Source organism: Pseudomonas sp. TE12234, from assembly GCF_054061835.1.
The window spans coordinates 500731-523757 of the sequence record NZ_JBSSEP010000001.1 but is presented as its reverse complement, the minus strand read 5'-3'; the positions used below and the strand labels follow the sequence as shown (position 1 = coordinate 523757).

Genomic DNA, 23027 nt, shown 5'->3' with positions numbered 1-23027 from the left:
GAAAAAGCGGAATTCAGTTGATAAATATCCACCTTCCGTCGTAAACCCAATCAACCTGATCAAGCATAAAGGCCTGATAGGCGTGGCCGCCGCTAAAACGGATCAGTATCCTAGCACCTCCTCGCCCGCCTAGGCTAAGACCAAGCGGACAGCCCCAAAGGTTTAAAAACGAATGAATGCTCTAGCCCGCCGCGCCGCAGGCCTGCTGCTCAGCACAGTTTGCCTGCCCCTTTCGGCCCTGGCTGCCGACCCGCAACCCACTCACGAATTCACCCTCGACAATGGCCTGAAGGTCGTCGTGCGCGAAGATCATCGCGCGCCGGTGGTGGTTTCACAGGTCTGGTACAAGGTCGGCTCCAGCTACGAGACTCCGGGTCAGACCGGGTTGTCCCACGCCCTGGAACACATGATGTTCAAGGGCAGCGAGAAAGTCGGTCCCGGCGAAGCCTCGCTGATCCTGCGTGACCTCGGCGCCGAAGAGAACGCCTTCACCAGCGACGACTTCACCGCGTATTACCAGGTGCTGGCCCGCGATCGCCTGGGCGTGGCCTTCGAACTGGAAGCCGACCGCATGGCCAGCCTGCGCCTGCCGGCCGATGAGTTCGCCCGGGAAATCGAAGTCATTAAAGAAGAACGCCGCCTGCGCACCGACGACAAACCGATGTCCAAGGCCTACGAGCGCTTCAAGGCCATGGCCTACCCGGCCAGCGGATATCACACGCCCACCATCGGCTGGATGGCGGATCTGGACCGCATGAAGGTCGAAGAGCTGCGCCACTGGTACCAATCCTGGTACGTGCCGAACAACGCCACGCTGGTGGTGGTCGGCGATGTGACCCCGGACGAAGTCAAAGCCCTGGCCCAGCGTTACTTCGGGCCGATCGCCAGACGCGACGTGCCGCCGGCGAAGATTCCGCTGGAACTGGCCGAGCCCGGCGAGCGTCAGATCACCCTGCACGTGAAGACCCAATTGCCCAGCCTGATGCTGGCATTCAACGTGCCGAGCATTGCCACCGCCGAAGACAAACGCTCGGTGAATGCCTTGCGCCTGATTTCCGCCCTGCTCGACGGCGGCTACAGCGCTCGCATCCCGACCCAGTTGGAGCGTGGCGAAGAGCTGGTGTCCGGCGGCTCGTCGAGTTACGACGCCTACACCCGTGGCGACAGTCTGTTCACGTTGTCGGCAACCCCTAACAGTCAGAAAAACAAAACCATCGAACAGGCAGAAGCCGGCTTGTGGAAGCTGCTCGAACAACTTAAAACCACCGCCCCGTCCAGCGAAGAACTCGAGCGCGTGCGTGCGCAGGTCATCGCCGGTCTGGTTTACGAACGTGACTCGATCACCAGCCAGGCCTCTGCTATTGGTCAACTGGAAACTGTCGGCCTGTCCTGGAAATTGATGGACACCGAACTCACCGATCTGGAAAGCGTGACACCGCAAGACATCCAGAAAGCCGCCAAGCTGTATTTCACCCGCGAACGTCTCAGCGTCGCCCATGTTCTGCCAGAGGAGACGACTCATGAGTGAGCGTAAAAAATCGCGCCTGGCCCTGCTGGGCCTGATCGCAGCCATGCTGATCGGCTCAGCCGCGTTCTATTTCTCCAAGACTGATGATTCCATTGCCAGCGAGGCGCTGGACAAAGCCAGGGCCAGCCAGAAACTGCAATCGCTGACCGAGCTCAACGGCAAAGCGCCGAGCCATCGCAAACTCGACATCCAGACCTGGCAAACAGCCGAAGGCGCCAAGGTGCTGTTTGTCGAAGCCCGTGAGCTGCCGATGTTCGACATGCGCCTGATCTTCGCCGCCGGCAGCAGCCAGGATGGCGATGCACCCGGTCTGGCGACCCTGACCAACGCCATGCTCAACGAAGGCGTCGCAGGCAAAGACGTCAGCGCGATTGCCCAGGGCTTCGAAGGACTGGGCGCCGATTTCGGCAACGGTGCCTACAAAGACATGGCAGTCGCCTCCTTGCGCAGCCTCAGCGCCGCGGACAAACGCGAGCCAGCCTTGAAGCTGTTCGCCGAAGTCGTGGGCAAACCGACGTTCCCCGCTGATTCCTTTACCCGCATCAAGAACCAGTTGCTCGCCGGTTTCGAATACCAGAAACAGAATCCCGGCAAACTGGCCAGCGTCGAATTGATGAACCGCCTGTATGGCGATCACCCGTATGCGCATTCCAGCGACGGCACGGCGGACACCATTCCGGCCATCACCCTGGAGCAACTGCGTGCGTTCCACCAGAAAGCCTACGCTGCCGGGAACGTAGTGATCGCACTGGTGGGTGACTTGTCCCGCACTGAAGCCGAAGCCATTGCGGCACAGGTTTCCGCAGCCCTGCCCAAAGGCCCGGCCCTGCCGAAAATCGCACAACCGGCAGAACCCAAGGCCAGCGTCAGCCACATCGAGTTTCCGTCCAAGCAGACCAATCTGATGATCGCGCAACTGGGCATCGACCGTGACGATCCGGACTACGCGGCCCTGTCCATGGGTAACCAGATCCTCGGCGGTGGCGGTTTCGGCACTCGCCTGATGAGCGAAGTCCGCGAGAAGCGTGGCCTGTCTTATGGTGTGTATTCGGGCTTCACCCCGATGCAGGCGCGCGGCCCGTTCATGATCAATCTGCAGACCCGCGCCGAAATGAGCGAAGGCACCCTGAAGCTGGTGCAGGACGTGCTGGCCGACTACCTTAAAACCGGCCCGACCGAAAAAGAACTCGACGACGCCAAGCGCGAACTGTCCGGCAGCTTCCCGCTGTCGACCGCCAGCAACGCCGACATTGTCGGCCAACTGGGCGCCATCGGCTTCTATAACCTGCCGTTGAGTCATCTGGAGGACTTCATGCAACAGTCCCAGAACCTGACTGTCGAGCAAGTCCGGGCTGCACTGAACAAACACCTGAGCACGGACAAAATGGTCATCGTCAGCGCTGGCCCGACCGTGCCACAAAAGCCGTTACCGGCCCCTACTGATAAACCTGCCGAGCAACCGCTCGGGGTTCCGGAGCATTAATGGCCACTTCCCGTCCCAAAAAACCGGTTCACAACGTGCATAACGGCGTGAACCAACTGCGCATCATCGGCGGCGAATGGCGCAGCCGAAAGCTGAGCTTCCCTGACGCTCCGGGCCTGCGCCCGACGCCGGACCGGGTGCGTGAAACCCTGTTCAACTGGCTCGCTCCCTACGTCCCCGGCGCCAAGGTGCTCGACCCGTTCACCGGCAGTGGCGCGCTGTTTCTCGAAGCCTTGTCCCGTGGCGCAGCCATGGGCCAGGCGCTGGACGCCAGCAGCCTGGCGGTATCCAGCCTCAAGGAGCATCTGGGTACGCTGCGTTGCACCACCGGCCAGGTGCAGACCGCCGACGCCCTGCGCTATCTGGAAACCCAGCCAGCGGTTGCCTACGATCTGGTATTCCTCGACCCGCCGTTCAACCAAAACCTGTTGCCCGCCGTTTGTACGCTGCTTGAAGAGCGTCAGTGGCTGGCAGACGACGCCTGGGTTTATACCGAAAGCGAAAGCGCACCCTCGACCCTGGGCCTGCCAGGCAACTGGCGTCTGCACCGGGAGCAAAAGTCCGGGCGGGTCTATTATTCGTTGTGGCAACGTATGGCAGAGATTGCCGGCTAATCGATCGGCCTGAACAAGGCGCGTGCCTCCTTCAAGGTACGCGCCGATGCTTCGAGAACACTCGTGTCCCATCCGTCAGAACGCTTCATCCCGGCCTTCGGCCTCGGCAACCCGCACTTGCAAACCTTGTGGGGACCGCTGTGGCGCAAAACCACTCACCTTCAGCGTGAGCGTGAACGCCTGTGGCTTGAGGATGGCGACTTCCTCGACCTCGACTGGCACGGTCCGCACAGCGTCGATGCGCCCCTGGTCCTGGTGTTGCACGGTCTGACAGGTTCGTCGAATTCGCCTTATGTGGCCGGGATACAAAAGGCGCTGGGCGATCGCGGCTGGGCCAGTGTCGCGCTGAACTGGCGCGGCTGCTCCGGCGAGCCCAATCTGCTGCCGCGCAGCTACCATTCCGGTGCCAGTGAAGACCTGGCCGAAACCATCAGGCACTTGCGCGCCAAACGCCCTCTCGCTCCGCTGTTTGCGGTCGGCTACTCCCTGGGCGGCAATGTGTTGCTTAAACACCTGGGCGAAACCGGCAGTGCCAGCGGCGTGCTCGGTGCGGTGGCGGTGTCAGTGCCGTTTCGCCTCGACCAATGCGCCGACCGCATCGGCCAGGGATTTTCCAAGGTCTATCAAGCGCATTTCATGCGCGAGATGCTGGCCTACATCAAGAACAAGCAACGGCAGTTCCAGCATGACGGGCGCGAAGACGGCCTGGCGGCAATCGCGGCGCTGGGCTCGCTGGAGAACATGCGCACGTTCTGGGATTTCGACGGCCGGGTGACTGCACCGCTGAATGGTTTCGCCGATGCCGAGGACTACTATCGCCGCGCGTCGAGCCGCTACTTCCTCGGCGAAATCCGCACGCCAACCCTGATCATTCAGGCCGCCGACGACCCCTTCGTATTTCCCCACAGCCTGCCCCAAACTCAAGAGCTGTCGGCCTGCACGCATTTCGAGTTGCAGGCCAAAGGCGGGCATGTCGGATTTGTCGACGGCTCGTTCCGCCAACCGGGGTACTACCTGGAACGGCGTATCCCACAGTGGCTGGCCACCGTGGCCCGCGAGTAGACCGTGAACAACCCTCAGGGCGAATCCATCCACTTCTGGCATACCGCGCCGCTGGCCGGGGTCGAGTTATTATCGGCGCGCTACATCGAGCAGCGTTTCGCCCCTCATGTGCACGACGGCTACGTGATCGGCATGATCATGGCCGGCGCCCAGCGCTACCGGTATCGCGGTGCCGAGCATCTGGCTGGCAGCGGCACACTGGTGTTGATCAACCCGGATGAACTGCACACCGGGCACAAAGGTACGGAGGACGGCTGGTTATACCGGGCGTTTTATCCCGATAGCGGGCAGATCCTGTCGCTGCTGGCCGAACTCGAATTGCCCACCCACAACCTGCCGGCGTTCGGTGCCACGCTGTACCGGGATCCGGATCTGGTGAACGGCTTCTGCCAATTGCACCGCTTGTTGGAAAGCCCGGCCAGCGCACTGCAACAACAGACCGCCTGGCGTGAACTGATGCTGTCTCTGTTGCAGCGCCACGCGGCAGTTGCGGATGCGGGAAAACCGGGCAAGGAACACCGGGCGGTGACATTGGCCAAGGACCTGCTGCACACGCGCCTGGCGGCGCCTCCCTCGCTGGAGGAACTGGCAGCGGCTGTGAACTTGTCGCCCTTTCACTTTGCCCGGGTGTTCCGCCGCGCCACCGGCATGCCGCCGCACACCTGGCTGATGCAACAACGCATCGCTCAGGCACGGGCACTCTTGCAGGGCGGTTGCTGGCCGCTGGAAGTTGCGACGCAGTTGGGATTTGCCGACCAGAGCCATCTGAGTCGGCAATTCAAGCAGGTGTATGGGGTTGGGCCGGGGGCGTATCGAAGTGCGCGGCAGTTGCCCGGATCCTGATGACGACAAAAACAATGTGGGAACAAGCTCGCTCCCACAGGTTTGCGCTGTTTATTCGCCGGTGGCGATGCCCCGAGCAGGCTCGTTGATCCACTCGCTCCACGACCCGGCATACAACGAACCCAACGGATAACCCGCCAGGCACAACGCAAACAGGTTATGGCAAGCCGTCACACCGGAACCGCAATACGCCACCAGCTCAGTTGGCGAACGATCTTGCAGCTTCGCCGCAAAACGCTGCTTGAGTTGATCGGCCGGAAGGAAACGCCCATCGCCGCCCAGGTTGTCGGTGAACGCCGCACACTGCGCGCCGGGGATGTGCCCGGCAATCGGATCGATCGGCTCCACTTCGCCCTTGAAGCGCGGCAAGGCGCGGGCGTCAAGCAAGGTCAGTGCGGGTTGGCCCAGACGCTTGTGCAACTGTTCTGCGCTGAGCAACAGCGAGGCGTCGGGACTCCCGGTAAAGGTACCGCGAGTGATTGAAGGCGCGTCCAGACTCAACGGTAACCCCGCGGCATGCCAGGCTTTGAGCCCGCCATCGAGGATGAACACGCCATCACGCTTGCCCAGCCAGGCCAGGAGCCACCAGGCCCGCGCCGCGTAAGCCCCGGGACCATCGTCATACAAAACGACTTCGCTGTCGGCGTTGATGCCCCAGGCTTGCAGGCGCTCGATCAGGTCGGCCGGCTCGGGCAACGGATGACGCCCGGTCACGCCCCTGACCACTTTGCCGCTGAGATCGCGTTCAAGATCGGCGAAGCTCGACCCGGCGATGTGTCCTTCGGCATAACTGCGCTGACCGTAATCCGGGTCCTCGAGGGCAAAACGACAATCCAGAATCACCAACCCCGGCTGGTCCTTCTTCAGGTCCAGTGCTTGCGGGCTGATCAGTTGCGCAATGGGCATAACAGGCTCCTGTGATGGTGTCGAATGACGATCCTACTGCACTTTGCGAATCACAGCTCTTCCAGAGCCTGGGCCAGCGGCACGTAAAACTCTTCGAACAAGGCGTTGACCGCATCGCGCGCCTGATCCGTGACGAAGCCGGCCTCAAGCACCAATACCTGATAGACCCCGCGCTTGATCGCTTGCTCGCTGAGGTGGCTGGAGTTTTCCCGTGTGGTGCACAGAAAGCGCACCCAGGACGTGAGGATGATCCAGGCATTGAGGGTCAGGGATTCGATCTGCACCCGATCCATCTTCAGTATGCCTGCCTCGACGAAGCCTTCGTAGATGTGCGTGCCCTGGATCAGGCAGCGCTGGGAAAAGCGCCGATACCGCCCGGCAAGATCTGCATCGCTGTCGAGCAAATGTTCGAGGTCGCGATGCAAAAACCGGTAGCGCCACATCGCCGAGAGCAGCTCCTTGAGGTAGTAGCGCTTGTCTTCCACTGTGGCGGCGCGGCCCTGTGGCGGACGCAGGAAACTGTCCACCAGGCTTTCGTACTCACTGAACAGCACAGCGATGATCGCCTGCTTGTTGGGGAAGTGGTAGTACAGGTTGCCCGGAGAAATCTCCATGTGAGCAGCGATGTGATTGGTGCTGATGCTGCGCTCGCCCTGTTGATTGAACAGCTCCAGGCTGTTCTGCACGATGCGCTCGCTGGTTTTGATCCTTGGGGCCATGGCTTGAGCTTTAATTCAGAGTGCGTTGACGGGCATCTTACGACCTAACCGGACAGGGATAAAACAAAGCTGCGGCAGGATGTCATTTGACTTTCTAGAGCATAGACTCTAAAACGAGCCTCATTACAATAAATTCGGAGCCGACCATGACCGCTGAAATTTCCTACCTGCAAGACTTGCAGCAGCCTCTGGAAGAACTCCAAAACCTCTTCGACGCACAGCGCGCCGCCTATGCCTCCAACCCGATGCCACCCGCGGCCCAGCGCCAGCAATGGCTCAAGGCCTTGCGCGACCTGTTGAGCAGCGAACGCCAATCCTTGATCGACGCCATCAGCCAGGACTTCAGCCATCGCAGCGCCGATGAAACCCTGCTCGCCGAATTGATGCCCAGCCTGCATGGCATTCATTACGCCAGCCGCCACCTCAAGGGCTGGATGCGAGCGTCGCGACGCAAGGTCGGCGTGGCCTTCCAGCCAGCCTCGGCGAAAGTGGTCTACCAGCCGCTGGGCGTGGTCGGGGTGATCGTGCCGTGGAACTACCCGCTGTACCTGGCCATCGGGCCTTTGGTCGGTGCGCTGTCAGCCGGCAATCGAGTGATGCTCAAGCTCAGCGAGTCGACCCCCGCTACCGGTTTGCTGCTCAAGGAACTGCTGGGGCGCATCTTTCCCGCAGACCTGGTCTGCGTGGTGCTGGGCGAGGCCGACATCGGCGTCGCGTTCTCACGACTGCATTTCGATCATTTGTTGTTCACCGGCGCCACCAGCATCGGCAAACACGTGATGCGGGCCGCTGCGGAGAACCTGACGCCGGTGACCCTCGAACTGGGCGGCAAATCCCCGGCCATCGTATCCCGCGACGTCCCCCTCAAGGACGCCGCCGAACGCATCGCTTTCGGCAAGACCCTCAACGCCGGGCAAACCTGCGTGGCGCCGGACTACGTGCTGGTGCCCGAAGAACGCGTCGGATCTTTCGTCGAGGCCTATCGCCAGGCGGTTCGCGGGTTTTATCCGACCCTGGCCGACAACCCGGACTACACCGCGATCATCAATGACCGCCAACTGGCGCGACTCAATGGCTATATCAGCGATGCCACCAGCAAAGGCGCGCTGCTGATACCGCTGTTCGAACAGGCCCAGGGACGCCGTATGGGCCACAGCTTGCTGCTCAACGTCAGCGACGACATGACGGTAATGCAGGATGAAATCTTCGGCCCACTGCTACCGATCGTGCCGTACAAGGGGCTGGATCAGGCGTTTTCCTACATCAACCAGCGCCCTCGCCCACTGGCGCTGTACTACTTCGGCTACGACAAACGCGAGCAAAACCGCGTACTTCATGAAACCCATTCCGGCGGCGTGTGCCTGAACGACACCCTGCTGCACGTTGCCCAGGACGACATGCCGTTCGGCGGCATTGGCGCCTCTGGCATGGGCCATTACCACGGCCACGAAGGATTCCTGACCTTCAGCAAGGCCAAGGGTGTGCTGATGAAACAGCGGTTCAACGCGGCGAAACTGATCTATCCGCCGTACGGGAAATCCATTCAGAAACTGATCCAGAAGTTGTTCATCCGCTAACGATCATCACCCTCGGGTAATAACAATAATGAGCCCAAGCCTGTCCGATACACCCGCGCTGTCACGGCGCGGCCTGCTCAAATTCAGCCTCGGCGCCAGCGCCTTTCTTGCCACCGCCGGGTTGGGGGCCAGCCTCAGCGGTTGCTCGTCGAGCATTGCAGCCAGCGGCTTCGCTGCACTGCGCAGTGGCGACCTGCTGTGCCTGCGGGCACTGGTGCCGGTGATGCTCGACGGTGCCGTGCCCGTCGAACGGATGCCCGACGCCGTCGAAGGCACCCTCAAAGGCCTGGACTACAGCCTCGATCACCTGTCACCGGAAATGCTCAAGTTGACCCGGCAGTTGTTCGACGTGCTGGGCATGGCCGTGACCCGCGGGCCGCTGACCGGTATCTGGGGTAGCTGGGAAAACGCCAGCGGCGATGAGATCCGGCACTTTCTCGATCGCTGGGAAAACAGCTCCTTGAGCCTGTTACGCATGGGTCACAGCTCGTTACTGCAACTGGTGATGATGGCCTGGTACGGGCGCAAGGAATCGTGGGCGCACTGCGGGTATCCCGGGCCGCCCACGGTTTGAAGTCGAGTCAACCCTATCGCGGGCAGGTTCGTTCCCACAGAGAATCGCCTCCCCTTGTGGGAGCAAGCCTGCTCGCGAAGTCGGCGTCATGAACACCGCTGATCCAAACCATAACAACAAGAGAACCCCAAGATGCCCGTACCCGATCCGTTCCGCGAAGGCATGGCCCGTGGCTGGAAAACCTACAACGGCTCACAACTGACCCAGGACCTGACCCTCGAAGCGGATGTGGCGATCATCGGCAGTGGCGCCGGCGGTGGAACCACGGCCGAAATCCTCAGCGCAGCCGGCTACAAAGTGCTGCTGATCGAGGAGGGGCCGCTCAAGACCAGCAGTGACTTCAAACTGCTTGAAGACCAGGCCTATGCCAGCCTTTATCAGGAAGGTATCGGCCGCATGAGCAAGGATGGCGCGATCACCATTCTCCAGGGCCGGGCGGTGGGCGGCACCACGTTGATCAACTGGACCTCAAGCTTCCGCACCCCGGAACCGACCCTGGAACACTGGGCCAGGGAGCACAACGTAAAAGGCCACTCACCGGCTGAAATGGCGCCCTGGTTCGAGAAAATGGAGCAGCGCCTGGGGGTGGCGCCGTGGAGGGTTCCACCCAATGCCAACAACGACGTGATCCGCAAAGGCTGCGAGAAACTCGGTTACAGCTGGCATGTGATCCCGCGCAACGTGCGCGGCTGCTGGAACCTCGGCTACTGCGGCATGGGCTGCCCGACCAACGCCAAGCAATCGATGATGGTCACGACCATTCCGGCGACCCTGGAAAAGGGTGGCGAGTTGCTTTACCTGGCCCGCGCTGAAAAGCTCATTCTGACTGGCGACAAGGTTACCGGCCTGCAATGCGTGGCGATGGACGAGCGCTGCGTCGAACCCACTGGACGTCGAATCACAGTCAAGGCGCGGCATTATGTGCTGGCCGGCGGCGGGATCAACAGCCCGGCACTGTTGCTGCGTTCCGAGGCGCCCGATCCGCACAACCGGCTGGGCAAGCGGACTTTCCTGCATGTGGTGAACATGTCTGCCGGGCTGTTTGACGAGGTGATCAATCCGTTCTACGGGGCACCGCAGTCGATTTACTCCGACCATTTCCAATGGCTGGACGGCACTACGGGCAGGATGGCGTACAAACTGGAGGTGCCGCCGCTGCACCCGGCGCTGGCCACGACGCTGCTTGGTGGTTTCGGCCAGGAAAATGCCCAGCACCTGGCCAACCTTCCCCATACTCACGCCATGCTCGCGTTGCTGCGGGACGGTTTTCACCCGGACAGCACCGGCGGCGCCGTCGAATTGCGCGGTGATGGCACGCCGGTGCTCGATTACCAGGTTTCGCCTTATGTGTGGGAAGGCTTGCGCCGTGCGTTCCACAGCATGGCCGAGATTCAGTTTGCCGGTGGCGCCAAGGCCGTGATGCCCATGCACGCCGACGCCCGCTATGTGAAAACCCTGGGCGAAGCGCGCACGCTGATCGATGGTTTGAGCCTGGAGCTGTACCGCACGCGGCTGGGCAGCGCCCATGTGATGGGCGGTTGCGCCATGGGCGAAGACCCGAAAACCGCCGTGACCGACAGCCTCGGTCGACATCATCAACTGGCCAATCTGTCGATTCACGACGGCTCGCTGTTCCCCACCAGCATTGGCGCAAACCCGCAGTTATCGGTCTACGGGCTGACGGCGCAACTGGCGACTTCCCTGGCCGAGCGTTTGAAAAACTCATGAAAACGACGAATATTCCCATCGTCTATAGTGCTTTCTTACCCAACAGGCGACTTGGCCGACCGGTTAGGCTGCGATACCATCCGACTCCCCAACGCACTCCCGCCAGGACGACGCGATGAACCGAGTGTTGTACCCAGGTACCTTCGACCCTATTACCAAGGGCCATGGCGATCTGGTCGAACGCGCCTCGCGCCTGTTCGATCACGTGATCATTGCCGTCGCCGCCAGCCCGAAGAAAAACCCGTTGTTTCCCCTGGAACAGCGTGTGGAGCTGGCCCGCGAGGTCACCAAACATCTGCCGAACGTTGAAGTCGTCGGCTTCTCGACACTGCTGGCGCACTTTGCCAAAGAGCAGAATGCCAATGTGTTCCTGCGTGGTCTGCGCGCGGTGTCGGACTTCGAATACGAATTCCAGCTGGCCAACATGAACCGTCAGTTGGCTCCGGATGTGGAGAGTCTGTTCCTCACCCCGTCCGAGCGTTATTCGTTCATTTCCTCGACGCTGGTCCGTGAAATTGCAGCCCTTGGCGGCGATATCACCAAGTTCGTGCACCCTGTGGTGGCGGACGCCCTGACCGAACGCTTCAAGAAATAAACCCCGCACACTGCAGGGACGAGCCTGCGGGCGATGGACGTGAACGAACGCGGGAACCCTGACACCCCGCGGCGTTCTCGGGTTCAACGCCCGCAGGCTGGCTCTACAGTACGTCGCACCTGCGTGCAACGCAGGCGCCAATGCGGCACAATTACGCGCATTGATTTATTGCGCCCGGGCCTGCCGCCCCGGCTGGAGTTAGCATGTCCCTGATCATCACCGACGATTGCATCAACTGCGACGTCTGCGAACCTGAGTGCCCGAACGCCGCCATTTCCCAAGGCGAAGAGATCTACGTGATCGACCCGAACCTGTGCACCCAATGCGTCGGCCACTACGACGAACCGCAGTGCCAGCAGGTCTGCCCGGTCGATTGCATTCCCCTGGACGAAGCCCATCCGGAAACTCACGAGCAGTTGATGGAGAAGTACCGGAAAATCACCGGCAAGGCTTGAGTCTTTCGATATCTGTTCAAACGCCATCGCGGGCAAGCCCGCTCCCACAAGGATCGCTTAAACCCTGTGGGAGCGGGCTTGCCCGCGATGACGTCATCAGATGCACCCAATATCCGACTGAATAACTCCCGCCGCTCGACCCTCTCCCCGACTCCGGCTGGACAGTCAGAAACCTGCCTATAGACCGCAGGCGTTTCAGCGCTGACAGCGTGGGCAGAAGACGCTGGCCCGCTGCCCGAGCTTCACTTCCCGCAGCTCTGTACCACAGACCTTGCACGGTTCAGCGCCACGGCCATAAACGAACAGCTCCTGCTGGAAGTAGCCCGGCTGACCATCACCCCCGATGAAGTCCCGCAGCGTGGTGCCTCCGCGCTCGATGGCGGCGGCCAGGATGCGTTTGATTTCGATGGCCAGCTTCAGATAGCGCGCCCGGGAAATGCTCTTGGCCTCGCGACGCGGGTCAATCCCGGCGGCGAACAGCGCTTCGGTCGCATAGATGTTGCCGACGCCGACCACCACCGCGTTGTCCATGATGAACGGCTTGACCGCCATCGAACGCCCGCGGGATTGCTGGAACAACCGCTCGCCGTCGAACAGGTCGGTCAACGGCTCCGGCCCCAGACGAATCAATAATTCGTGGTTGAGCGGATCAAGGCTCCACAGCATCGCACCAAACCGTCGCGGGTCGGTGTAGCGCAGGGCCAGGCCTGATTCGAGCTCGATATCCACGTGTTCATGCTTGGCCGCCGGCGTGCCGACTTCCACCAGACGCAAATTGCCCGACATGCCCAAATGGCTGATCAACGTACCGACTTCGGCGTTGATCAACAGGTACTTGGCGCGCCGCTCAACCAGCACGATACGCTGCCCGGACAACCGCACATCGAGGTCTTCGGGGATCGGCCAGCGCAGGCGGCGATCGCGCACGATCACCCGGCTGACGCGCTGGCCTTCCAGGTGCGGGGCAATGCCGCGACGGGTGGTTTCGACTTCTGGCAGTTCAGGCATGGTGCTCTCGAATCGGGCGCTCGAAAAAGAAGAAGGTCCGGCACTCAGCGGTGAGTGCCGAGATCGCGAATGGTCTGCTTGAGGGTTTCGAAGTCGTAGTCCGACAGACCGACATAATCGAGCACCAAATGCCCAATGCTGTTCCATTCGTGGTCCTCGGTCTGGTTCCCCAGTACACGGTAGGACGCACAAATGTGCTCGGCCATTTTCAGAATCGCCAGCAGGTTTTTCAGCGAGCTGTTGCGCGACGATTCATCGCTGAAGATCGCCAGGGCATTGTGATGGTTGGCAATCGCCGCCGTCACGTGGTCCGGCAGGCGCCAGGACTTGGCCGTGTAGTAACCGACCACCGCGTGATTGGTGTTGAACGCGTTGTTCTCGGTATCCACCACCCGGCACTCGGGCCCGGCATTGGCGTAGGCCTGTTCCAGGACGCTCATGTAGTCGGGGAAACGCTGGAGCATCAGCGGCACACCACAGTCGTGGAACAAGCCCAGGGCATAGGCTTCATCGCTGGCCTGGGCACCGATGCGCTTGGCCAGCGTCAGACAAGTCATCGCCACGTCCTGGGCGGTGTCCCAGAAACGGTTCAAGGTGACGATGGTTTCATCGTTCATCTCACCCTTGATCGACTGGGCGTTGATCAGGTTGATGATCGAACGGCTGCCCAGCAGATTCACCGCGCGCTGGATCGAGGCGATCTTGTTCGTCAGGCCGTAATAAGGCGAGTTGACGATTTTCAGCAGGGAGCCGGAAAGGCCTGGGTCCTGGGAAATCAGCTTCGCGATCACCTCCAGATCCGGGTCCGGCATGTACTGCTCCATCTGCAAATCCACCATGATCTGCGGTTGAGCGGGCACGCTAATGCCTTGCAGGGACTGTTGGATCTGTTCGGGAGTCAGCTCTTGGGACATAAGTACACACTCTGGGTCAGGCGCAGATTCTAGCTTCTTAAAGTTGGATCCGACATACCAAATCGCCAGGCAATGCGTTATGCCGGGGGTAAGGGTGACTATGGATTTCTCAAGCCGTTTGCCACATGTCTAGCCGCTGAACCTGCAAGCGCCGCAACACGCTATACTCCCGCTCTTTTTTCTGGAGCGACGTCATGTCCCTGCCTAGCCTGCGCCTCAAAGCCAATGCCGACCGTCGTCTGCGCAACGGTCACTTGTGGGTCTATAGCAACGAAATCGATGTAGCGGCGACCCCTTTGCACGGTTTCAAGGCCGGCGACCAGGCGATCCTCGAAGCCGCAGGCGGCAAGCCCCTGGGCATCGTTGCCATGAGCCCGAACAACCTGATCTGCGCCCGCCTGCTGTCGCGCGACATCAAGCTGCCGCTAGACAAGTCGCTGCTGGTGCATCGCCTGAACGTCGCCCTGTCGCTGCGCGATCGTCTGTTCGACAAGCCTTTCTATCGCCTGGTCTACGGCGATTCCGACCTGCTGCCAGGTCTGGTGGTCGATCGTTTCGGCGACATCCTGGTCGTGCAGATCGCCTCGGCGACCATGGAAGCCCATAAAGACGACGTGATCGCGGCCCTGACCCAAGTGCTCAAGCCAAGCGGCATTCTGTTCAAGAACGACTCCGCGGCCCGTGATGCCGAAGGCCTCAATCGCTATGTCGAAACCGTCTTCGGCCTGGTGCCGGAGTGGGTTGCGCTGGAAGAGAACGGCGTGAAATTCGAAGCGCCCGTCATCCAGGGCCAGAAAACCGGCTGGTTCTATGACCACCGCATGAACCGTGCACGCCTGGCACCTTATGCCAAAGGCAAACGCGTACTGGACCTCTACAGCTACATCGGCGGCTGGGGCGTGCAGGCCGCTGCCTTCGGCGCCAGTGAAGTGTTCTGCGTCGACGCGTCGGCCTTCGCCCTCGACGGCGTCGAGCGCAACGCCGCGCTGAACGGCTTCGCCGAGAAGATGACCTGCATCGAAGGCGACGTCTTCGAAGCCCTGAAAGAGCTGAAAGCCAGCGAAGAACGTTTCGACGTGATCGTGGCCGACCCACCGGCGTTCATCAAACGCAAGAAAGACATGAAGAACGGCGAAGGCGCCTACCGCCGCCTGAACGAGCAAGCCATGCGCCTGCTCACCAAGGACGGCATCCTGGTCAGCGCTTCGTGCTCGATGCACCTGCCGGAAGACGACCTGCAGAACATCCTGCTGACCAGCGCCCGTCACCTGGATCGCAACATCCAGATGCTCGAGCGCGGCGGCCAGGGTCCGGATCACCCGGTGCACCCAGCCATTGCCGAAACCCGCTACATCAAGAGCATCACCTGCCGGCTGCTGCCAAACAGCTGACAACACCTCCTGTAGGAGCGAGCCTGCTCCGGGCGGCGTTCCGACGAAAAACGCAAAGACACCGCGGGCACCAGACACACCGCGTTATCGTTGACGTTCATCGCGAGCAGGCTCGCTCCTACAGGTTCACGACACATCCTGATCCACTGTCGAAACGACAACCTCCTGCCCCACGCCTACCGTTTTCTCTTCCCACCATTGAAGAGGACAACGGAATGTCCAACACGCCAAAAGCCCATCGATCACGCACCGGTCGACACTCGCAATCCGGTCGTATCTATCACCTGACCGCCGTCACCCATGAACGACAGCCTTTCTTCCAGGATTGGCGTACGGGCCGTTTTTTGGTGCATGAGTTCAGAAGGGCTCAGGAAGTCGGCCATGCCACCTCCATAGCCTGGGTAGTCATGCCGGATCACTTCCACTGGCTGATTGAACTGCACAACGGTGATTTGCCAAAACTGGTACAAGCCACCAAATCTCGCTGCACGCGCCTGATCAATCAGAAACGAGATCCATATACTCCCGTATGGCAAAAAGGCTACTTCGACCGAGCCCTGCGGCGTGAGGAAGATCTGAAAGCCATGGCTCGATACATCATCGCCAACCCGCTTCGCGCAGGGCTTGTCGACCATATCGGCAACTATCCACTCTGGGATGCCGTCTGGCTCTAATACACACCCCACCTCTGTAGGAGCGAGCCTGCTCCTACAGCAGATTCAGAAAGGGCCCACACCCTGCCGCATTGACTTGCTTCTTTATCAAATCAATTCTCGTCCACCTCTCACGGAACGAGCGTGTTGAAGAATGCGGCACACCAATAACGCCAAAGAAAAGCCGTTAATCGTCCTGCTGCTGATGACCATGACCCTGCTGGGCGTATTCCCGCTGGACGTGGTTCTTCCCTCCTTTCCAGACCTGTCGGCCTGCTTCCGGATTTCGCCTGCCGACACTGCGTTGTCTGTCAGCCTGTTCGCCGTCAGCCTGGCGTTCTCCGTGATGCTGGTTGGCCCCCTCTCGGACATGTGGGGCCGCAAGAAGCTGTTGTTGGGAGGTATAGCCATCGCGGCCATTGGCGCGTTGGGATGCGCAGTTTCCAGCGAATACCATTGGTTCCTGGGTTTTCGTGTGGTCCAGGCGATCGGTTGCGGGTCCTTTTCGCTGTCACAGGCGCTGGTGCAGGATTTGTTCGAAGGCCATGAAAGGCAGCGACTGAGGATCTGGATGGTGACCGCCAGTGGCGTATTCATTTCAATTTCGCCGCTGTTGGGGACGTGGCTGCAATTGCAGCTTGGCTGGCAAGGCAGCTTTTATGTGTTTGTCGCACTGGCCGCTTCAGTCTGGTCAAGCGCCTGCTGGCTGCTCAAGGAGTCCTCAGCTATCCGCACCGCATCGCGCGGGGGATTTTTCAGTGCCTACTGGCACGTCTGTTCGAATGCACGCTTCATGGCTTACTGGCTGATTTCGGCCCTGGCTTTCGCCTGCCATTTTTCGTTCATCGTGACTTCACCCATTATTTTCATGGAACACCTGGCCCTCTCACCCTACGAGTTCGCCTGGACGTTATTGCTCTATGGCGTTGCGTACGTGGGCGGCGGCGCAGTCGCCAACGTCTTGCATGAACGCCTGCAAGCCCATACTCAGATCGTTGTTGGCCTGGGGCTGATCGCGGTTTCGGGTGTGTTGATGCTGTGGCTGATTCGCCACTTCGGCCTGTCTGCCGCTGCGGTACTGGTATCCATGCTGATCTGCACGGTCGGGACCACCATTACCCGGCCCGTCGTCAACTCCAGGGCCATGAGCATCCATCCGGCATATGCCGGAACCTCGACATCGGTCGGCGCTGTGCTGATTTTCATGGGTGGCGGCGTCGTCAGCATGGTGATCAATCTGGTGTCCGGGGACCTGACCACGACACTGGCCATTGGCTTCCTGATATTGAGTCTTGCAGGTCTGGGCCTGAATGCGTTGATCGACCACAAGAATCAGGGGGCTCTGGACGGGGCGTGACAGCTGCCGGTCGTCATCCCGTGTGCTCCGCTGATACGGGTTCGACGCTTCCCGGCATTCCCTCCAGCCGCCAGCCGTGTAGAATCGCGACATTCATCGCCAGTCATCCCCCGGCGGGTTTATGAGCTCAAGCTGAAGCGCGCGGCGATCCCGCAAAGTTATCGGCAACTTCCGGACACACGGCCATTTCTGAGTGTTCCAGACGTCAATAGAAGCTCACTTCCCTTTTGATACCTGATTTAGCCGCCCGGAGTGCTTCATGCCTGATTATCGTTCGAAAACATCCACCCACGGCCGCAACATGGCCGGCGCCCGCGCACTGTGGCGCGCAACAGGGATGAAAGATGACGACTTCAAAAAGCCGATCATCGCCATCGCCAACTCGTTCACACAGTTCGTACCGGGCCACGTGCACCTCAAGGACCTGGGCCAACTGGTCGCCCGCGAAATCGAACGCGCTGGCGGTGTGGCGAAAGAATTCAACACCATCGCCGTCGATGACGGTATCGCCATGGGCCACGACGGCATGCTGTATTCGCTGCCGAGCCGCGAAATCATCGCCGACTCCGTCGAGTACATGGTCAACGCCCACTGCGCCGACGCGATCGTCTGCATCTCCAACTGCGACAAGATCACCCCAGGCATGCTGATGGCGTCCCTGCGCCTGAACATCCCGGTGATCTTCGTTTCCGGCGGCCCGATGGAAGCCGGCAAGACCAAACTCGCCTCCCACGGCCTCGACCTGGTGGACGCCATGGTGATCGCCGCCGACTCCAGCGCTTCTGACGAGAAAGTCGCCGAGTACGAGCGCAGTGCCTGCCCGACCTGCGGTTCGTGCTCCGGCATGTTCACCGCCAACTCGATGAACTGCCTGGTCGAAGCACTGGGTCTGGCCTTGCCAGGCAACGGTTCGACCCTGGCCACCCACAGCGACCGCGAACAGCTGTTCCTGCAGGCCGGCCGCACCATCGTCGAGCTGTGCAAGCGTTACTACGGCGAGAACGACGAGTCGGTATTGCCGCGCAACATCGCCAACTTCAAGGCGTTCGAAAACGCCATGACCCTGGACATCGCCATGGGCGGTTCCACCAACACCATCCTGCACTTGCTGGCCGCTGCCCAGGAAGCCGAGATCGATTTCGACCTGCGCGACATCGACCGTCTGTCCCGTCATGTACCGCAACTGTGCAAGGTCGCGCCGAACATCCAGAAGTACCACATGGAAGATGTGCACCGTGCCGGCGGGATCTTCAGCATCCTCGGCTCGCTGGCCCGTGGCGGCCTGCTGCACACCGACCTGCCAACCGTGCACAGCCGCAGCATGGAAGAAGCCATCGCCAAGTGGGACATCACCCAGACCACTGACGAAGCCGTGCACCACTTCTTCAAGGCCGGCCCGGCAGGCATCCCGACCCAGACCGCGTTCAGCCAGTCGACCCGTTGGGAAACCCTGGACGACGACCGTGAAAACGGCTGCATCCGCAGTGTCGAGCACGCCTACTCGAAAGAGGGCGGCCTGGCCGTGCTGTACGGCAACATCGCGCTCGATGGCTGCGTGGTGAAAACCGCGGGCGTCGACGAGTCGATCCACGTCTTCGAAGGCAATGCGAAGATCTTCGAAAGCCAGGACAGTGCCGTACGCGGCATCCTCGCCGACGAAGTGAAGGAAGGCGACATCGTCATCATTCGCTACGAAGGCCCAAAAGGTGGTCCGGGCATGCAGGAAATGCTGTACCCGACGTCCTACCTGAAATCCAAAGGCCTGGGCAAAGCCTGCGCCCTGCTCACCGACGGCCGTTTCTCCGGCGGTACCTCGGGCCTGTCCATCGGTCACGCGTCGCCTGAAGCGGCAGCCGGTGGCGCCATCGGCCTGGTGCAGGACGGCGACAAAGTGCTGATCGACATTCCGAACCGCTCGATCAACCTGTTGATCAGCGACGAAGAACTGGCCGCGCGCCGGGTCGAGCAGGACAAGAAAGGCTGGAAACCCGTCGAGAAGCGTCCACGCAAAGTGACCACGGCCCTGAAAGCCTATGCCCTGCTGGCGACCAGCGCCGACAAGGGTGCGGTACGTAACAAGGCCATGCTCGACGGGCTGTAAGGCTTAACCGTCGAACAAAAAAATACCCCGCCAAGTGCGGGGTATTTTTTGGGCAACATCCGGTCAACTGTAGGAGCGAGCCTGCTCGCGATGGTCGTCAACGATAACGCGTACTTTCTGATTTAACGCGTTGCCCTTGCGACCATCGCGAGCAGGCTCGCTCCTACTGTGAAATCAAATCCTTACTGGATTTCTTCCGGTTTGACGATCACCCAGTTCTTGTCCGCCGTTACCGCCAGCCCTTCCTTGGCCTGGGCTGCGGCGTTTTTGGCCATCATGCCCTGGATCTGGGTCATGTACTTATCCTTGCGGTTGACCCACAAGTGAATACCGCCCTTGGCCACGTCGACCCCGTGGAACAGCATGTAACCATCACTGGTTGGGGTGTCGCCGCCGACCAGCACCGGTTTTTTCCACTCATCGATGTAGGTCAGGATCGCCGCGTGTTTGCCGGCCATCCAGGTCGCAGGTGTCCACAGGTACGGGGTCAGTTCGAGGCCGAGGTTGGCTTTCTCGTCATACTTGCCGGCGGTGATCTGCTTGCGGGCGGTGGTCAGTTCGCCGGTCTTGCGATCCTTGAGCAGCGTGGTCACGCCGATCACGTTCTCCGGTTTGACGTTGTAGCCGTACTTCGGATCGGCAGCGACCATGCGCACCAGTTCTTCGGAGGCGGCGGTCATCACGTAGACCTCGATGCCGTTCTCCATCAACTTGTTGTAGAGCTCTTTCTGACCCGTGAAGATTTTCGGCGGGTTGACGTCGAGGCTCTTGACCACGTCGCCATCGTAATAAGTGGCCGGGACCGGTTTGCCCGAAGCCATCATCTCGTCGACATAGCCCTTGAGTTCTTGCAGGGTAAAGCCGGAGAACACTTGGGCGACCCATGGGTAGCACACCATGTCATCGACTTCGCAGAGGCGATAGTAGTAGCTGAACAGGCTTTCCTTGTGGTCGGCGGTGTCCTTGAACGGCATCAGTTTCAGGGAGGGATCAAGGGTCTCGCGGGTGATCAGGCCCTTGTTTTCCATGAACGGCAGCAAGGACTCTTCGAGGTCGTAGCGGTAACTGGTGTTGTCCATGTCGAACACTGCGAAGTTACCCTTGTTGGCGTTGGCGGCAATCATCGCGTCCAGCGCCTTGGCCTGATCGGCGGGCCAGTGCTTAAGATCCGTTGCAAACACTTGGCCCGCGAGGCCCACGCAAAGTGCTGCTGCCAGAAATTTCGGTGCGAACTTCATTGGCGTTTCTCCCTGAATTAAAGGCATCGACGCTAACAAATAAGTGTGACAGTCCTCGTCTGTCAGCGACCGCCAACTTACCTATCGCGCCAATTGCATCGCCGAGAGCGACATGCGCTTATTCCAAAAACGACAGTTAACAGACGTTTTTGATATTAATTCATTAGATATCAAGCTGTTAGCCTTGCCGGTTCGCAACTGCCCCGGAAGGCAGTTGGCACATGTCTAATGGGAGTTCCAATGAATCTGCCGCTGATTCTGAATCTGCTGGTGTTCCTCGCCCTGCTCCTGGGCCTGGCACAAACCCGCCGCTCCAACTGGAGCCTGGCGAAAAAAGTCCTGCTTGCATTGGGGCTGGGCGTGGCATTCGGCGTGGCCCTGCACTCGGTCTACGGTGCCGGTAACCCGGTGCTCAAAGCCTCGATCGGCTGGTTCGATCTGGTGGGCAACGGTTATGTGCAGTTGCTGCAAATGATCGTGATCCCACTGGTGTTCGCCTCGATCCTCAGCGCCGTGGCCCGTCTGCATAATGCTTCGTCGCTGGGCAAAATCAGCTTCCTGACCATCGGCACGCTGCTGTTTACCACCGCCATCGCGGCGCTGATCGGCATCGGCCTGACCAACCTGTTCGGCCTGACCGCCGAAGGTCTGGTCGCCGGCACCCAGGAAATGGCCCGCCTGCAAACCATCCAGACCGATTACGCCGGCAAGGTCGCCGACCTGAATGTGCCGCAACTGTTGCTGTCGTTCATCCCGCAAAACCCGTTCGCCGATCTGGCGCGGGCCAAGCCGACGTCGATTATCAGCGTGGTGATCTTTGCCGCCTTCCTGGGTGTCGCGGCGCTGCAACTGCTCAAGGATGACGTGGAAAAAGGTCAGAAAGTGATCAACGCCATCGACACCCTGCAAGCCTGGGTGATGCGTCTGGTGCGCCTGGTCATGAAGCTGACCCCGTACGGCGTGTTGGCGCTGATGACCAAAGTGGTCGCCGGTTCCAACCTGCAGGACATCATCAAGCTCGGCAGTTTCGTGGTGGTTTCCTACTTGGGCCTGGGCCTGATGTTTGTGGTCCACGGCGTGCTAGTGTCGGCAGCCGGGATCAACCCGCTGCGCTTTTTCCGCAAAATCTGGCCGGTGCTGACGTTCGCTTTCACCAGCCGCTCGAGCGCGGCGACGATCCCGCTGAGCATCGAAGCGCAGACCCGTCGCCTGGGCATTCCACAGTCTGTCGCCAGTTTCGCCGCCTCGTTCGGCGCGACCATTGGCCAGAACGGCTGTGCCGGTCTGTACCCGGCGATGCTGGCGGTAATGGTGGCGCCAACCGTGGGCATCAATCCGCTGGACCCGCTGTGGATCGCGACGCTGGTGGCGATTGTGACGCTGAGTTCGGCCGGGGTAGCCGGAGTGGGCGGTGGCGCGACCTTCGCCGCGCTGATCGTGCTGCCGGCGATGGGTTTGCCGGTATCACTGGTGGCGTTGCTGATTTCGGTCGAGCCGCTGATTGATATGGGGCGCACGGCGTTGAACGTGAGTGGTTCGATCACGGCCGGGGCGATTACCAGTCAGGTGATGCAACAGACGGATAAAGCGTTGCTGGATGCGGATGAGCATCCGGAGTTGGCGCACGCATAAGCAGCGCCTGACAGATCGCCTTCGCTGGCAAGCCAGCTCCCACAGTGTCCTGGGTGAAATACCCATTGTGTGAACACCATGGATCCCTGTGGGAGCTGGCTTGCCAGCGAAGCTTTTAGGCTTTTTCCCAGACTTCGAAGCTGTACGCCGGTTTGTCGCCTTCGGCCGGGTTTGGAACATTCGACACCAGCTTCCACTGGCCCAAATCAAACTCCGGAAACCACGCATCCCCTTCCGGGCTCAACGCCACACGCGTCAGGTACAAGCGATCAGCTTGCGCCAACCCTTGCGCATACAACTGCGCGCCGCCAATCAGCATCAGCTCATCGACACCTTGTTCGTTCGCCCATGCTTCTGCGCGAATCACCGCAGCCTCAAGCGACGGATAAACCTCCGCGCCTTCCAGCACCAGATCGGCCTGACGGCTGACCACGATGTTCAAGCGGCCCGGCAACGGACGACCGAGGGAATCCCAGGTCTTGCGCCCCATGATGATCGGCTTGCCCAGAGTGGTGGCCTTGAAGTATTTGAAGTCCCCTGGCAAGTGCCAGGGCATGCTGTTGTCGATGCCGATCACACGGTTTTCACCGAGGGCTGCGATCAGGCTGAGGGGGAGTGATTTAGTCATGCCGGCGAGGATACCAGAGGC

At 60.6% G+C, this 23027-nt stretch carries 21 protein-coding genes; 15 read left to right on the top strand and 6 right to left on the bottom strand.

Going from position 1 to position 23027, the window contains the following annotated elements; genetic code table 11:
• Positions 1-172 precede the first annotated feature (172 nt).
• From ACVWYU_RS02450 to ACVWYU_RS02430, 5 genes are all read left to right on the top strand, one after another.
• Positions 173-1528, top strand: a complete 1356-nt coding sequence (locus tag ACVWYU_RS02450) for a M16 family metallopeptidase (RefSeq protein ID WP_248914478.1) — start codon at positions 173-175, stop codon at positions 1526-1528.
• Positions 1521-3011: a M16 family metallopeptidase gene (locus ACVWYU_RS02445; protein WP_248914479.1), complete on the top strand. Its 1491-nt coding sequence runs from the start codon at positions 1521-1523 to the stop codon at positions 3009-3011. The genes ACVWYU_RS02450 and ACVWYU_RS02445 overlap by 8 nt, the downstream gene beginning before the upstream one ends.
• A complete protein-coding gene (gene rsmD / locus ACVWYU_RS02440) occupies positions 3011-3625 on the top strand; it encodes a 16S rRNA (guanine(966)-N(2))-methyltransferase RsmD (RefSeq protein ID WP_130206689.1) in 615 nt (204 codons plus the stop codon). Before ACVWYU_RS02445 ends, rsmD begins: the two co-directional genes overlap by 1 nt.
• 63 nt (positions 3626-3688) lie before the next feature.
• The gene (locus tag ACVWYU_RS02435; RefSeq protein ID WP_457371822.1) at positions 3689-4687 is read left to right on the top strand and encodes a hydrolase; all 999 of its coding nucleotides are present in this window, start codon (positions 3689-3691) and stop codon (positions 4685-4687) included.
• A gap of 3 nt (positions 4688-4690) precedes the next feature.
• Positions 4691-5530 (top strand): AraC family ligand binding domain-containing protein, encoded by an 840-nt coding sequence (locus ACVWYU_RS02430; protein ID WP_457371821.1) that lies wholly within the window; start codon positions 4691-4693, stop codon positions 5528-5530.
• A 51-nt stretch (positions 5531-5581) separates the two neighbouring features.
• On the opposite strand, the gene ACVWYU_RS02425 is transcribed toward ACVWYU_RS02430, so the two are convergent.
• Both ACVWYU_RS02425 and ACVWYU_RS02420 read right to left on the bottom strand, forming a co-directional pair.
• Positions 5582-6436, bottom strand: a complete 855-nt coding sequence (locus tag ACVWYU_RS02425; RefSeq protein ID WP_457371820.1) for a sulfurtransferase — start codon at positions 6434-6436, stop codon at positions 5582-5584.
• A 50-nt stretch (positions 6437-6486) separates the two neighbouring features.
• Complete coding sequence (locus ACVWYU_RS02420) at positions 6487-7155, bottom strand: TetR/AcrR family transcriptional regulator (protein ID WP_090326146.1); 669 nt, start codon at positions 7153-7155, stop codon at positions 6487-6489.
• Positions 7156-7301: 146 nt separating this feature from the next.
• On the opposite strand from ACVWYU_RS02420, the gene ACVWYU_RS02415 reads away from it, so the two are divergent.
• The 5 genes from ACVWYU_RS02415 to ACVWYU_RS02395 all read left to right on the top strand — a co-directional run bounded on the left by ACVWYU_RS02415 (position 7302) and on the right by ACVWYU_RS02395 (position 12084).
• Positions 7302-8732, top strand: a complete 1431-nt coding sequence (locus tag ACVWYU_RS02415) for a coniferyl aldehyde dehydrogenase (protein ID WP_457371819.1) — start codon at positions 7302-7304, stop codon at positions 8730-8732.
• Between the two features lie 28 nt (positions 8733-8760).
• Positions 8761-9306 carry a twin-arginine translocation pathway signal protein gene (locus ACVWYU_RS02410; RefSeq protein ID WP_090326151.1) on the top strand — a complete coding sequence of 182 codons (546 nt, stop codon included), beginning with the start codon at positions 8761-8763 and terminating at the stop codon, positions 9304-9306.
• Between the two features lie 132 nt (positions 9307-9438).
• Positions 9439-11034 (top strand): GMC family oxidoreductase N-terminal domain-containing protein, encoded by a 1596-nt coding sequence (locus ACVWYU_RS02405; protein ID WP_457371818.1) that lies wholly within the window; start codon positions 9439-9441, stop codon positions 11032-11034.
• 115 nt (positions 11035-11149) lie between these two features.
• On the top strand, positions 11150-11629 hold the full coding sequence (gene coaD, locus ACVWYU_RS02400; RefSeq protein ID WP_007939322.1) for a pantetheine-phosphate adenylyltransferase: 480 nt from the start codon (positions 11150-11152) through the stop codon (positions 11627-11629).
• A gap of 203 nt (positions 11630-11832) precedes the next feature.
• On the top strand, positions 11833-12084 hold the full coding sequence (locus tag ACVWYU_RS02395; protein ID WP_090326155.1) for a YfhL family 4Fe-4S dicluster ferredoxin: 252 nt from the start codon (positions 11833-11835) through the stop codon (positions 12082-12084).
• Between the two features lie 195 nt (positions 12085-12279).
• Here the strand turns inward: ACVWYU_RS02395 and mutM are convergent, their stop codons facing one another.
• Together mutM and ACVWYU_RS02385 are read right to left on the bottom strand one after the other, a co-directional pair.
• The gene (mutM, locus tag ACVWYU_RS02390) at positions 12280-13092 is read right to left on the bottom strand and encodes a bifunctional DNA-formamidopyrimidine glycosylase/DNA-(apurinic or apyrimidinic site) lyase (protein WP_047534590.1); all 813 of its coding nucleotides are present in this window, start codon (positions 13090-13092) and stop codon (positions 12280-12282) included.
• Between the two features lie 44 nt (positions 13093-13136).
• Positions 13137-13952 (bottom strand): HDOD domain-containing protein, encoded by an 816-nt coding sequence (locus ACVWYU_RS02385; protein WP_457371913.1) that lies wholly within the window; start codon positions 13950-13952, stop codon positions 13137-13139.
• Positions 13953-14200: 248 nt separating this feature from the next.
• Between ACVWYU_RS02385 and ACVWYU_RS02380 the strand changes: the two genes are divergently transcribed.
• The 4 genes from ACVWYU_RS02380 to ilvD all read left to right on the top strand — a co-directional run bounded on the left by ACVWYU_RS02380 (position 14201) and on the right by ilvD (position 19508).
• Entirely contained in the window at positions 14201-15397 is a 1197-nt protein-coding gene (locus ACVWYU_RS02380) for a class I SAM-dependent rRNA methyltransferase (RefSeq protein ID WP_090326160.1), read from the top strand.
• 215 nt (positions 15398-15612) lie between these two features.
• Positions 15613-16071, top strand: coding sequence for an REP-associated tyrosine transposase (locus ACVWYU_RS02375; protein WP_457371817.1), 459 nt, complete (start codon positions 15613-15615; stop codon positions 16069-16071).
• 133 nt (positions 16072-16204) lie between these two features.
• Positions 16205-17407 (top strand): MFS transporter, encoded by a 1203-nt coding sequence (locus ACVWYU_RS02370; RefSeq protein ID WP_457371816.1) that lies wholly within the window; start codon positions 16205-16207, stop codon positions 17405-17407.
• A 259-nt stretch (positions 17408-17666) separates the two neighbouring features.
• Complete coding sequence (gene ilvD, locus ACVWYU_RS02365) at positions 17667-19508, top strand: dihydroxy-acid dehydratase (RefSeq protein WP_090326166.1); 1842 nt, start codon at positions 17667-17669, stop codon at positions 19506-19508.
• Positions 19509-19690: 182 nt separating this feature from the next.
• Here the strand turns inward: ilvD and ACVWYU_RS02360 are convergent, their stop codons facing one another.
• Positions 19691-20746 carry a haloacid dehalogenase-like hydrolase gene (locus ACVWYU_RS02360; protein ID WP_457371815.1) on the bottom strand — a complete coding sequence of 352 codons (1056 nt, stop codon included), beginning with the start codon at positions 20744-20746 and terminating at the stop codon, positions 19691-19693.
• Positions 20747-20986: 240 nt separating this feature from the next.
• Here ACVWYU_RS02360 and ACVWYU_RS02355 point away from each other — a divergent pair, with 240 nt between their 5' ends.
• Positions 20987-22378 carry an L-cystine transporter gene (locus ACVWYU_RS02355; protein WP_457371814.1) on the top strand — a complete coding sequence of 464 codons (1392 nt, stop codon included), beginning with the start codon at positions 20987-20989 and terminating at the stop codon, positions 22376-22378.
• A gap of 115 nt (positions 22379-22493) precedes the next feature.
• Here the strand turns inward: ACVWYU_RS02355 and ACVWYU_RS02350 are convergent, their stop codons facing one another.
• Positions 22494-23006 carry a dihydrofolate reductase gene (locus ACVWYU_RS02350; RefSeq protein WP_247254430.1) on the bottom strand — a complete coding sequence of 171 codons (513 nt, stop codon included), beginning with the start codon at positions 23004-23006 and terminating at the stop codon, positions 22494-22496.
• Between the last annotated feature and the right edge of the window lie 21 nt (positions 23007-23027).

Excerpts from the sequence above, each read along its gene's own strand:
- ACVWYU_RS02415 (WP_457371819.1), top strand. The coding sequence starts at position 7,302 with ATGACCGCTGAAATTTCCTACCTGCAAGACTTGCAGCAGCCTCTGGAA.
- ACVWYU_RS02375 (WP_457371817.1), top strand. The coding sequence starts at position 15,613 with ATGTCCAACACGCCAAAAGCCCATCGATCACGCACCGGTCGACACTCG.
- ACVWYU_RS02370 (WP_457371816.1), top strand. The coding sequence starts at position 16,205 with ATGCGGCACACCAATAACGCCAAAGAAAAGCCGTTAATCGTCCTGCTG.
- ACVWYU_RS02410 (WP_090326151.1), top strand. The coding sequence starts at position 8,761 with ATGAGCCCAAGCCTGTCCGATACACCCGCGCTGTCACGGCGCGGCCTG.
- ACVWYU_RS02380 (WP_090326160.1), top strand. The coding sequence starts at position 14,201 with ATGTCCCTGCCTAGCCTGCGCCTCAAAGCCAATGCCGACCGTCGTCTG.
- mutM (WP_047534590.1), bottom strand. The coding sequence starts at position 13,092 with ATGCCTGAACTGCCAGAAGTCGAAACCACCCGTCGCGGCATTGCCCCG.
- ACVWYU_RS02405 (WP_457371818.1), top strand. The coding sequence starts at position 9,439 with ATGCCCGTACCCGATCCGTTCCGCGAAGGCATGGCCCGTGGCTGGAAA.
- ACVWYU_RS02395 (WP_090326155.1), top strand. The coding sequence starts at position 11,833 with ATGTCCCTGATCATCACCGACGATTGCATCAACTGCGACGTCTGCGAA.
- ACVWYU_RS02450 (WP_248914478.1), top strand. The coding sequence starts at position 173 with ATGAATGCTCTAGCCCGCCGCGCCGCAGGCCTGCTGCTCAGCACAGTT.
- ACVWYU_RS02420 (WP_090326146.1), bottom strand. The coding sequence starts at position 7,155 with ATGGCCCCAAGGATCAAAACCAGCGAGCGCATCGTGCAGAACAGCCTG.
- coaD (WP_007939322.1), top strand. The coding sequence starts at position 11,150 with ATGAACCGAGTGTTGTACCCAGGTACCTTCGACCCTATTACCAAGGGC.
- ACVWYU_RS02445 (WP_248914479.1), top strand. The coding sequence starts at position 1,521 with ATGAGTGAGCGTAAAAAATCGCGCCTGGCCCTGCTGGGCCTGATCGCA.
- ilvD (WP_090326166.1), top strand. The coding sequence starts at position 17,667 with ATGCCTGATTATCGTTCGAAAACATCCACCCACGGCCGCAACATGGCC.
- ACVWYU_RS02360 (WP_457371815.1), bottom strand. The coding sequence starts at position 20,746 with ATGAAGTTCGCACCGAAATTTCTGGCAGCAGCACTTTGCGTGGGCCTC.
- ACVWYU_RS02355 (WP_457371814.1), top strand. The coding sequence starts at position 20,987 with ATGAATCTGCCGCTGATTCTGAATCTGCTGGTGTTCCTCGCCCTGCTC.
- rsmD (WP_130206689.1), top strand. The coding sequence starts at position 3,011 with ATGGCCACTTCCCGTCCCAAAAAACCGGTTCACAACGTGCATAACGGC.
- ACVWYU_RS02425 (WP_457371820.1), bottom strand. The coding sequence starts at position 6,436 with ATGCCCATTGCGCAACTGATCAGCCCGCAAGCACTGGACCTGAAGAAG.
- ACVWYU_RS02350 (WP_247254430.1), bottom strand. The coding sequence starts at position 23,006 with ATGACTAAATCACTCCCCCTCAGCCTGATCGCAGCCCTCGGTGAAAAC.